Origin of the sequence: Actinomadura sp. SCN-SB, assembly GCF_043906805.1 — a bacterium.
Lineage (GTDB): Bacteria > Actinomycetota > Actinomycetes > Streptosporangiales > Streptosporangiaceae > Spirillospora.
The window spans coordinates 1-11,533 of record NZ_JBIMPP010000069.1; the positions used below are offsets into that span (position 1 = coordinate 1).

General features: G+C 70.9%; 3 protein-coding genes and 1 pseudogene. 2 read left to right on the plus strand and 2 right to left on the minus strand.

The genetic code is table 11. The features are described 5' to 3' along the window. Together ACGWYJ_RS31905 and ACGWYJ_RS31910 are read left to right on the plus strand one after the other, a co-directional pair. Window positions 1–375, plus strand: a pseudogene (locus ACGWYJ_RS31905) (hypothetical protein); the annotation flags it as partial. 744 nt (window positions 376–1,119) lie between these two features. After that, on the plus strand, window positions 1,120–1,503 hold the full coding sequence (locus ACGWYJ_RS31910) for a hypothetical protein (protein ID WP_395110156.1): 384 nt from the start codon (window positions 1,120–1,122) through the stop codon (window positions 1,501–1,503). Window positions 1,504–1,831: 328 nt separating this feature from the next. Here ACGWYJ_RS31910 and ACGWYJ_RS31915 read toward each other — a convergent pair whose 3' ends face one another. Both ACGWYJ_RS31915 and ACGWYJ_RS31920 read right to left on the minus strand, forming a co-directional pair. Further along, the gene (locus ACGWYJ_RS31915; RefSeq protein WP_395110179.1) at window positions 1,832–9,214 is read right to left on the minus strand and encodes a neuraminidase-like domain-containing protein; all 7,383 of its coding nucleotides are present in this window, start codon (window positions 9,212–9,214) and stop codon (window positions 1,832–1,834) included. Between the two features lie 221 nt (window positions 9,215–9,435). Beyond that, window positions 9,436–11,520: a hypothetical protein gene (locus ACGWYJ_RS31920; protein ID WP_395110157.1), complete on the minus strand. Its 2,085-nt coding sequence runs from the start codon at window positions 11,518–11,520 to the stop codon at window positions 9,436–9,438. Window positions 11,521–11,533: the final 13 nt, after the last annotated feature.

Consider the following 11,533-nt stretch of genomic DNA (forward strand, 5'->3'; position numbering starts at 1 on the left):
CTCGCCGCATGCCTTGACATCTATCTGGACACCTATGTCCAGAACCCGCTGATCTTGAAGCTATGGCTGCGGCGCAGGGCCGGGGAGGCCGCCGATCTGGGGGACATGGAGGGGCAACTCCTCCTGCCCGAGTTCAGCCGGTACGCCGCCCTCTTGCGTGACGCGGCCCCATCGGATCTGGACATCGACTACATCCTCTCGGCGGTCAGGTGGATGGTGGAGGGCTTCCTGACCAGCGGCGTCATCCATAGCGACCCGGAGCGACATCCCGGGCATCCGCAGGGCGTGCACAGATTGCCCTCAGACCTCGATGACTTCCGCACCTTCTTCAAACAGGTCATGGACCGGCTACTACCACTTCCGGACGAGCCTTGACCCCAAGCGTGGCCGACCGCTGAGCCCAACGATCCACCAGCAGCCGCTTGACGAATATCGGAGTCGCTGATGTCCCTGGCGGTGACGTCCTTCGGGCGTGGAAATCAGGTGTGGTGCTGCTCGCCGACGTCGAGGAATGTTTGGCGCCGGTGAGCCCGTATAGGAGTCTGATCGCTGGGAGCCGCTTCCGGGGTCCTGCATTGTTGCCTTGGGCACGTGATTCCACATCGTATGTCCCCTGTCGGTTCCGGCGGGCAGTCCCGCTGGTTTCGATCACCGTCCGCGCCGGGACAGGACGATCGTCATGGACGAGGGTGTCGAGCAGGCCGCCGAGCTGCTGGAGCGGGTGGCGGCGCTGGATATCGGGAAGGCGTCGCAGTGGCGTGTGTGCGGGTGCCGCACGAGCGTATGCCGGGTCGACGCCGGCAGGAGGTGCGCAGGTTCGCCGCAACCACCTCGGCGTTGCTGAGCTTGCGGGCCTGGCTGGTGTGCCAGGGCGTGACCCGGTGCGTCATGGAAGCGACGTCGGCGTACTGGAAGCTGCCGTTCTACCTGCGGAGGAACGAGGTTGAGTGCTGGTGGCGGGCGCCCGCGAGGTCAAGGACGTGCCTGGACGTCCGAAGACGGACAGGATCGACGCGGTGTGGTTGTGCAAGCTGGCCGAGCGGGGCATGCTGCGCCCCTTGTTCATCCCGCCGACCTGGCGGGGAACTGCGGGACCTGTGCCGCTACCGCCGGGTGCTGATGCAGGAACGCACCCGGGAAAAGCAGCGCGCCGAGAAGCTGCTGGAAGACACCCAGATCAAGCTGTCGGCCACCATTTCCGACATCTTCGGTGTTTCGGGCCGGGCGATGCTGGAGGCCCTGATCGCCGGGCAGCGCGACCCGAAGGTGCTGACCCAGACCTGTCCCGAGGGCGATGCGGCCCGGGACGTGCACGAGTCGAGCGCGCATTCTGGGTGCTGGCCGCCACCCGTGAACTGGAAAGATCAGATTCTGGATCTGCGTACCAACCAGACGCCCCGGCACCTGGATGCTGCGCACGCGGGTGACGCTGAGCGTGGTGCATGCGCCGAGAAGGAAGGTCCACTCAGAACCCGGCCGGGTCGAGCAGGCGGTTTAGGTTGATTGCTCGCTACCGCCTGCTTGGAGGTGAACGGTCTGTCAGCGTTGGGAACGCGGCTTCTCGCACTTCCAGTTGGATGCGTCGTCCAGATCGCCGCCACGGAATCTCGCGGTGCGGGGTTCGGGGTTCGCGGAAGCGGCGGAAGAAGCGGCGGAAGTCGAAGGGCCCGTTCTGGGCGCCATCGGCGGCCGCCTGCTGCAGGCGCCGGTGCAGTGCCGGGTCGTCCAGATCGAGGTCGGTGAGGAAGTCGACGTCGGCGCTTCAATGCGCGCCGGGAACCCGTGCCTGCCGGTGAAGGATGCGGTTCCGGGCGCCGGCGGGCGGGGAGTGTCAGTCTTCAGGGCGAGGTCTGTCCCCGGATAGGCCGGGAGCGGGACGCTCTCGGGGCGTGAGTTCGTAGGAGCAGATCATGAACACGCGTTCGGGATGATGGAGGTCGTCCGGGAGCCGGAAGGTGCCCTGGGGGCGCCTGGCCCGCCCGTGGTTGGCCCAGAGGGCGATGTCGTCCAGGACCCCATGGAAGAAGCCAGGCCAGTCGTCTCCCGCGACACACCTGATGCGGTGTTGTTGTCCGCCGGTCTCGGCGAATCGGATGAGCCGGTGCGCGCCGGGCACCGCATCGTCGGCCTCGACGAAGAGGTCGATCCGGTTGACCCGCACGCCGTGCGGTCCGGCGACGAAGGGGAACATGCCACGGCTGAGCACCACCGGGAGCTCCCGCGGCCTTTCCCCGTGCGCTGGTCTTAGTCGTGTCCATGCGTCCGGCATGTCGTGCTGGATGTCGAAGTAGCGCACGCCCTCGCCCGGCAGGTGGTGGCCGGCGGTGGCGGCTGCCGCCTCCCGCAGTGCCTCGCCGCCTTCCCTCGCCGTGTAGTTCAGCGTGAGGACGAAGTCGGACAGCGTGCCGAGATCGAAGTGGTTGTCACCGGGGGGCAGTTCGACCCGCCACCGTGATACGGCCCCCGCGAACGCGAACGGCAGGCGCCGCTCGTCGCGGAAGTTCAGCTCGAACAGGCCGGTCTCGTTCTCCTGACCGGTGGACGTCGCGATCGCCTCGCCGGCGATGTACCGGTGCCGGACGCGGGGGTCTCCGGGTGCCGCGAGGTAGCCGCGGCCGGGCGCGCCGTCCGGGCAGCACGCGGCCGACTCGGCCAGTGCGGGACTCACCCGGGTGCTGCTGCCGAGCAGGCTCAGTCGGCAGTGCACACCGGTGTAGGGGCTGGTCACGCATGGTGCTGTGACGGCGACGTGGCTGATCAGGCGGTGGTAGTGACCCGGGAAGTCCTGGTCGAGCATCCACTCGGCGATGTCGAACTCGCAGCGGCCCGTGGCCTTCAACCGCAGGAACTGCAGCGGGAAGTGGGTGCGCAGCGAGATCCTCTTGGTGAGCTCGTATTCGCGTTCGTTGGTGTCGCTGTAGGCCTGCTCCATCTGGTGCAGCGCGAGGGCCAGCCGTTCTCCGCTCTGCAGCCCCTGGTGGAGATCGTCCCATGCCGGGTCGGGGGGTACGAAGCTCCTCCTGGTGTGACCGCGTTCGTAGCGGAACGCCGCCTCGGCCTGCCGCGCGGCGTGCAGCGCCAGCTCGTAGGTTTGGGCGTGCAGGGCCGTCGTCTCCTGCTGGAGCCACAGGTACAGCTCGGATGAGGTGAAGCGGTCGCGGAGGAAGTCGTGGATCTCGGCGGAGTGCTCGATCTGCCGACGCTGGTGGTTCAGTTCCCGCAGAGAGATGTCGCGGCGGCGCTCGGCGGCCCGGATCTGCCGGGCGACCTGCTTCAGCTCCAGTTCCAGCACCTCTTTCTGGTGCTGCCACTCGTCCGCGCGGCGCTCCCAGCCCGACTCGGTGACGCGCAGGCCGGCCGTCGTCGTCCCGATCTCCGCGGTCGTGTTGTGGACGCGGGCGATGGCGGCGAAGAACTGGGAGATCTTCGTCCCGATGGGCAGTTCGACGAAGTTGGACGGGAAGCCGACGTACTGGTCGGGGACCGCCGCGAACGCCTGGCCGATCCCCTCCGACAGGCTGCCGCCCGCGCGCAAGCTGAGCGCGGAGTTCGTCAGCGCGCCGTGTTGCGCTTCACGGTTGTTCAGCCCGCTTTGCAGGAGCTGGACGTAGTAGCGGAAGCGGGCCTGGGTCATCTCCCTGGTGGCCTGGAGCGCCTGGAACTGCCAGTCGGCCTCGCGCCATTGCTGCTTCCGTACGTCCAGCGCCAGGTTCAGCAGCTCACGCTCATGCGTCGCGCGGACGGACGCCAGGTATTCGGCGTCACCCTTTTCATGGGCGGAGAGCAGCGCTGCCCCCAGCCCGCGCACCTCCGCGGTGAGTTGCTGCGCCCGCTGCAGGAGGATCGTGAAGCGGTACGGGCTGGGCTGGGCGCACCATTCGTCCTCCTCCAGGCACAGCTCGTCGGCGGTACCGGGTCCGGCGTCCGGGCCCGTCGGGTGCGGCGTCGCGTAGGTCGTGGCGTGCACACGGCGGACGCGGTCGAGCCGGTCCGCGGTCGTTTCGTAGAGACCGAGCAGCCGGGGGTTGAGCCTCGCGGGCTCTGGCTCGAACTCCTCGACGGTCATCGGCTTGGCGATACGTCCTCGCGCCAGGACGACGCGGCGGGGCCGGGGGCCGAGGATGCGCGCGGCGGTGCCGTACACGAGCCGTGCCCGCTGGGCTGCCTCCGCGGTGCCCTCCCGCAGGGCGGCGTCGCCCAGTGACACGAGAGTCTCCAGGTAGTGCAGGGTGATAGCGCGCCGCCGGAACTCGTCTTCGGCCGGTGCCGTGCCGTCGTGGGACCAGGTCGCGTCCGAGCGCAGCGGGGCGAAGGAGGTCTCATATGCCCTGAGCGCCGCCTCGAACCGGCAATGTGAGCGCAGGTGGCCGGCCATGGCGACGGCGGGCGCGAAGGGGCGCCGCGGGGTCAGCGGCGCGCCCGGCGCTTCATAGGCGAAGTACGGGAAGGCGGCGAGCCGTCCGAGGAACGAGGGCTCCTCTTGGGCGTCCCCGCCGCCATCGTCCTCGTCATCGGTGGGGTGGGGGAGCGGCGGCAGCGGCGCCGCCTGGTCGTCGGGCAGGTCGTAACGGAATCCGGGCGGAACGCTCGCGTCGTGGCCCGGCACCGGCTGCACGGCGTTCATCACCTCGAACGTCAGCGAGTCGCCGCGCCTTCCGTGGAAGAGCAGCCCGGGTGGCGCGCCGGTCGTGGCGACGAGATCGGCCGAGCATCGCGGTTGCCCGAACTCGCCGTTGTGCACCCTGCACCAGGCGAGCCGGACGCCGGGCTTGGAATCCCAGCGCAGCAGGCCGGGCAGGATCCGCGGGTCGTCCCACGACCAGGCCGCGTTCTGCGCCTCGTCCGGCTGGGTGTAGCGGCGGGCGTCGACGAGCCAGAAGTAGTACTCGTCCACCATGGCGGGGTGGTCGCCTCCGCATTCGGCGCAGCACGCCGCGGCGCGCCGGTCCGGGCGTGTGGTGAACCGGGCGGACGCCTGGGGCGGGCCCGCGGCGGCGACGCGCACGAACCGGCTGCCGAGCCTGACCGCGGCCTGGATCCACAGCGGGGGCGTCCCGTTCTCGGAGAGCCTGCGGTGTTCGGACGTGGCCAGCCACGACGGGCGGGCGTGCAGTTCCGGCGTGCCGCCGAGCGTGAAGCCCTGGAGGCCGGACAGCCGGCGCAGCCGGGACGGCTCGTCCTGCATCAGCGTGAGCCCGTTGTCCGGACGCTCGCCCGGCAGGTACACCTGACCGCCGCCGGCAGGTATGGCCACCGCGGACCGGCGCAGCCCGTTCTCCAGGAGCCGGAACGCCTCACTGTCGCGGGCCTCCTCCAGTTCGTCCCAGTCGATCCAGTCCTCGCGATAGAGGGTGCGGCGTTGGTCGGCCGCCCATACGCGGTGGCTGGCGAACCGCCGGTCCCAGAGCTGGACGAACGCGGGCGGCACCTGCCAGCCGGGTTCCAGCCCGAGCCGGGCGCGCTGCACGAACGTCTGGACGGCGCCGATCGCCTCGGCGACGCGGGTGCGGCTCTCGGCGTACCCTGCCTCGACGTCCAGCAGGAGCAGGTCGGTGAGGTCCGCCGCATTCCCGGCTTGCCCGCCCTGCGGCAGGGGCAGGCGGTCCATGCCGCAGAGGTAGGCGAGCAGAGCATGCCGGCCCCGCTCGCGCAGCCCGTCGTTGAGCGACCGGAGATCGGCGTACCGGCGCGGCTCCCCGCTGCCGAGGCAGCCGTCCCGCACGTAGCCCATGAGGTTGGCGTCACCCGGCTCGCCGCCGTCCGCGGGGACGGCGCCGGGGTCATCGGCGGCCCACAGGTCGGGGCGGGCCTCCCGGATGTCGCGCTCCGACAGGTTCCGGCGCAGCGCCCGAACCCACGCGTCCGCCCGCCACACGCGCAGCGGCCAGCGCTCGTCCACCAGGTCGTCCGTGGTCACCGCGGCGTCCGCGAAGTAGCGCGTGACCAGACCGTGGTGGTCGATGCCGACGCCGAGGTACCAGACGAGCTGGGCGGGGTCGTCGGGGTGGTTCTCGGCCGCCTCGTGGAACAACAGCCAGACGGGACGTTCCGGTGCGGTGCGGGCGGACTCGCGCATCATCGTGTAGTCGAAGATCCGCTCCCACCAGTCGAACATCGCCGTCCGGCGCCGCACCGACGGGGCGGCTCGCAGATCCTGGTCGGGGGTGGGCCGGTGGTAGTTGTCGTCCACGGGCAGCAGGTTGAAGTCGAGGTGGGCGTGATGGACGCCGAATCCCCTGTCATCGCGGTGGTACGACCGTCCGGCGAAGTCCGATGCGTGGGCGAGCAGGTGGCCGATCTCGGACTGGCCGTCGTCCGACTCCGGCTCGGCGGACAGCCCGAACCGGTGGACGAACAGCATCGCCTTGAACGCGCGCTGGTAGGTGCGGCGGATGTCGCGCAGGGTGGAGGTGTAGCGCAGGGTCAGGAACCGCTGCGGCGTGTTCTCTACGTTGTCGAGACCGTCGGCCAGCGTCCCGTCCTTGCGGTCGCGGAACAGCTGGGCGACCGGGATCGTGACCGGCCGCTCGCCGTCGTTCCGCCCGTCGTCGCCGCGCCGCGCGTATGCGATCTGCAGTCCCCCGCTGATCGTATGGAGGTCGTCCGTGCCGGCGAACGCGGGCGCGGGCTGCGCCAGCTCGACGGTGACCCGGTACGTCCCCTGGCGGAGCCGTACGGGTGCCGAACGGCCGGGCGGCGCGGATTCCCCGGCCCAGGCATGGCTGAGCAGCGTCCACACCTGGCGACCGCGGCGCAGCCGGACCCGCCAGCGTCGGACGGGGAACGCGTCCGGGCCGGGAGGTTCGCCCTCCGCTGCGGGAGCGCCCGCCAGGAATTCGTACTCACCGTGGCGCTCGATGAGGAGTTCACCGGTCCAAACCGCGGTGTAGCCCTGCGCGCCACCGAGCACCGCGCCGTTCGGGTCGGCGAGGGCGAAGCCGTTGCGGACGGCGGCGTACTGCTGCTGAGCGTGCGTCAACGTGAGCCCCATCGAGGGCACGATCGTCGGCACGGGCGCGTTGCGGGCGTTCTGCGCCGTCCCGAACGGGGCCATCCGGCCGCGGACCTCCCGCCACCCGGCCGGGCCCCCGTCAGGACGCAGCTCGCCGAGCGCGCCGGTGCCGGTGAGCCCGAGCAGCGCCGCGAACGCGCCGCCCGAGGGCTGGTCGGGCCAGGTGACGGCCGGCGGGGCGCCCGAGTCGTCCTCCCAGGGTGTCAGACCGCGGTTCTCGTCCGCGAACAACCGCCGGAGCAGCTGCCAGGCCAGCTCCGCGGTGCCCGCGCGCTCGCGCCCGGTCCACGCGGTGACGTGCCCGGCCAGATGTTCGGCGATCAGTTCGCAGCGGGTGTGGGCGAGCGCGAACGACCGCTGGAAGTAGTCCCAGCGGGACTGCTCGTCGGGCTCTTGGAGCAGCCGCTCCTCCGCCTCGGTGAAGTCGGCGAACAGGAACGCCAACGGGGCCAGGTCGGCCCGCGGCATGAAGTACAGCCGCTTCACGGCCGCCTGTTCGTCATCGTTCAGCCGGCGGAGGCGACAGAGCTTTTCGATGACCGCCTCGTCGGACAGCGGCAGCTGTGACCACAACTGCTTGGCGCCCGTGTCGTATCGGAACGGACCCGCGTGCGGCGTGTTCCACATGCGCGGCGCGGTGTCGCCCAGGTCCGTCCGGTACTGCCGCCGCTGCGGCGGAACGGTGTGCCCCGCCGCCTCCAGCACTGACGGGAAACAGTGCTCGCCGACGGCCCGCAACGGATCCTCCGCACCCGGCTGTGCCTGCAGGCCGAACCGGTCGCGCATCGCCGACTCGATCCGGGGCCACGTCCAGCGCCGGACCTCGCCGTCGGCCACCTCGGCGTCACGGAGGGCGAGCCGCAGCCGCCACAGCGAGAACTCCCGGTCGTCGTCCGGCAGGCCGAGCGGCGAGTCGAGCGCCTCGTTGCCGGGCTGCAGCGGGAACGGGTCCTCGCCGTCGAGGTGGGCGTCGTCGAACAGGTACAGGACCTCGCCGACCCCGAAGTCGGACGCGTACACCTTCGCCAGCACCTCGGCGAACCGCAGCGTGTGCGCCGGGCGCGCGTGCCAGGTGTCGCCGTCCGCGCCGGGGTCGAACCCGGCCAGGACGGACAAGGCGTCCAGGTTCTCGGCCAGCAGTTTGGTGAATCCGCTCGGCCGGACGTCGCAACGGTGACGATGGGTCGCGTACCGCTGCACGGCCTCAATGAGCCGGTCGCGGGCCCACTCCCACCGCGGCGTGCCGGGACCGGCCCACAACGCGAGCAGGTGGGTGCGGGCGGCGCCCGTCGCGTTCTCGCCGGCCGCCGTCCCATCGGTGAGGGGTGGGCCGAAGTCGTCCAGCAGCATCTGGAGCGCGGCGAGCTGCCGGACAAACCCAGGGGCGATGTTCCCGTTCTCGTCGAAGAGCCCCAACACCTCGCAGATATCGCGCAGGACCGGGAAACCGTGCCCGCCACCTCGACTCGACCGCAGCGTCCGCCACAGACGGATGAACACGGCCAGCCGCCGCAGCGCAGCGGTCCGGTCGTCGTCCTCGAGCTCGATGCGGTCGCCGGTCAGATCGCACGCCTCGCACTCGGGGAACCCGCCGGTCTTCCCGAACGGGACGTACCGGCACTCGGACAGCTCCCGCAGCTCGCAATAGTCAAGGCCGGTGCGCCGCAGGAACTCCGGCACCTGCAGAACGATGTCGGTCCAGTGCTGCTCCCCGACCATCTCCGACGCGAAGCCGAACAACTCCCGGACCGTCAGCCGGCCGTCCTGCGGTTCGAGACCGGCGTCGCGGGTGTAGAGCAGGTCGTACTCTCGCGCGGTGATGCCCAGGTACTCGCGTGCGATGTCGGTCCGCACCGGGTAACGCCACAGATGCCGCTGGAATCCGTCCGGCTCGGCCGCCGGATCGAGGACGAGTTCGGTGATGTCGCGGCGGAAGTTCCGCATCGTCTCGAACCGGCTCGTCCGCAGGTGCCGCAGATAGGAGCGGTTCACGTCCACCGGCTGGTCGTAGGGCAGCTCCGGTGCGGTGAAGGTGGTCCGCAGCGCGGCGTAACCGTCCCCGGACGCCGGCGTCGAGTGCTCTGGGACCGCCCGCACCGCCGCGGCGTCCGCGCCGTCGGAGGTGTCGCGGACGGCGCCGCCCGCGAACGCTCCCGGGTCCCGGGCCGCCCGCTCCAGCGACTCGTTCACGAGGTCGGCCATCGGTATTGGCGTCTGCTGGTTCGCCCGCGTTACCCGCAACGACCCCAGCGGGCCGCGCCGCCCCTCCACCAGCCGACCGAGGGAACGCCGCTCGCCGTCCTCCGGCGTCGGCGTCTCGCACGTGGCCGCTGTGGACAGCCGCAGCAGGTCCTTGAGATACGCGAACTCGCCGAGCCGGTCGAGGTGAGGCGGGGGCACGCAGTCGGCAAGGTGTCCGTCGTTCACGGGGCGGAAGCTCGTCTCCTGCTCCTCTTCGTCCTCTTTCCGCTCCGCCCGTCCATGGACGGTCTCGGCGTGCTCGTACGCCGCGCTGCCCGCCACCGCAGCGCGGAACTCCTCCAGCGAGAGAGCCGTGACCTGCGCCTTGCTGGTGAACCCCCGTGCGTACAGGGCCTCCAGCACCGAGAAGCGCAGCTCTTCCGGCACGTCCACGGCCAGCATGGACAGCTCGTTGATCGTCTGAACGGCCTGCTCCAGCCATGCCCGGGCCACCGGATCGTCAGGGAACACCACCCCCAGCGCCTGCGCCATCCTGCCCTCGTCGAGCGGCTGAGCGAAGTCGAGGTCGGCGCCGTAGGCCGTTCCGAACGCCAGGAGCCGGTCGTCCTCCACCGACCCGAACAGCGGCGGCGCGCCGGCTCCGTCCCGCCGGGATTCCGCGCCCCCGCAGGTTCGGCGGCGAAGAACCGCTGGACGTGCTGAACGAACGCGGCGACCCGTTCGTCCGGCTCGCCCGGCCTCGTGAACGCGGGCAGTCGCGACGTCAGCACCTGGCCCGCGTCGTCACGGAAGAAGCCCTGCCAGTCCACCGGCGTCTTCGCCGCCAGTTCCGGCGCGGAGTCCACGCCCAGCTCGTCCTTGATCGCCTGGCTCAGCGGCGTGCCGCCCTCGACCACGTGCCCATCGGTCAGTGCGAGCAACACCAGGTCGAGGTGCTCCTCCGCAAGCTCCTGGCGTTGCCAGAACGCACTGATGTCCCCGCCCTCGAACCGGAGCCACGCCCGCACAGCGTCCCGGATCGACGCCGCGTCGTCCAGGTCCGCGTGCGGTGCCGTCCCCTGCACCGCCCCCAGGGCGCGCAGCCGCCGCACCGCCTGCGGGATCCCCACTTTCAAGGGCTGAGGGTCGTCCGGATCGGCCCTGTCGGACAGCTCGATGGTCACCGGGTCGATCACCCGTGCCTCCGCCGCCGCGTTCAGCGCGACGAGCAGCCGCGCCTCCTCTTCGTAGGTGGCCAGCGCGTACCGCTGGACCCCGTCGATCGACGGTGAGAGCACCGCCCCCAGCGCGTAGAAGTACGCCGCCGGCACGGTGAAGTCCGCGTTCACCACCGCGTCCCGCGCCACGTCGTCGAGGACGACCCGGATCTGCTGGAACCGCGTCCCCGTCGCCGCCGGTCCGGGCAGCACCGGGAAGAGCAGCCCCGCCTGCCGAGCCTTCCCGCTCAGATCCTCCGCCCTGACCGCCGCCGACAGCGCGAAGACATACCCCGTCAGCCGTTCCGCGTCCGCGTCGGCGGTCGCGTAGTAGGACAGCAGCGTCCCCTCGAACTGGCTGCGGTCCTGGTCGTCCTCGGCCGCTTTGCGTCCGGTGTACATCTCCTCGAGCTTGGCGATCTGCTGGTCGTGCGCCGCGCCCTCCGGCGTGGGCAGCGGCCGGAACCGCTGGTTCGCGATGATCTCGTTCGCCACATGCCGCGCCTGCCGAGCGGTCAGCCCGGCCAGCCCGTCCGGGGCCGGCTCGGCGGTCAGCACCGCCTCCACCGCCGTCCGCAGCCGGTCGAACGGAGGTGGCGTCCCATCCGGCGGCAGTTCGATGTACATGCCGGGGTCCGCGTCCTCCGGTGGGGGCGCGGGCAGCGCCAGGTACAGGCTGGTCGGCTCCAGCCTCCGGTACTCGCCCGGCGTCGGCGCGTCCGCCAGTTCCACGCTCGGCACGTTGTAGTACACCTCGTGCCGCACGAACTGCCCGTCCGCCCTGCTGAACTCCAGTCGGACGTCGCTATTCCCGAACTCGGCCCGCTGCCCGGTCACCTCGATCACCGCGGTGGCCACCGAGAACGGCACCGGCACCGGCGGGAGGCCTCTCGGCACTACGTGCTGGACGATCGTTGTCAGCGGATTGGGCTCCCAATCCGGAAGCGGCGGCCGGTAGGTCGCCGACCCCAGTCGCACCTCCTCGTCCTCCCGCGCCGCCGCCAGCCGCCGATCGACCGCCGTGATCGTCAGCCCCTCCAGATACTCCTGGAACTCCACCGGCCCCACCGGCTCCACCGGCCGCAACCGCAGAACAATGAACAACGACATGACTCCTCCGGGT

Excerpts from the sequence above, each read along its gene's own strand:
- ACGWYJ_RS31915 (WP_395110179.1), bottom strand. The coding sequence starts at position 9,214 with ATGGCCGACCTCGTGAACGAGTCGCTGGAGCGGGCGGCCCGGGACCCG.
- ACGWYJ_RS31920 (WP_395110157.1), bottom strand. The coding sequence starts at position 11,520 with ATGTCGTTGTTCATTGTTCTGCGGTTGCGGCCGGTGGAGCCGGTGGGG.
- ACGWYJ_RS31910 (WP_395110156.1), top strand. The coding sequence starts at position 1,120 with ATGCAGGAACGCACCCGGGAAAAGCAGCGCGCCGAGAAGCTGCTGGAA.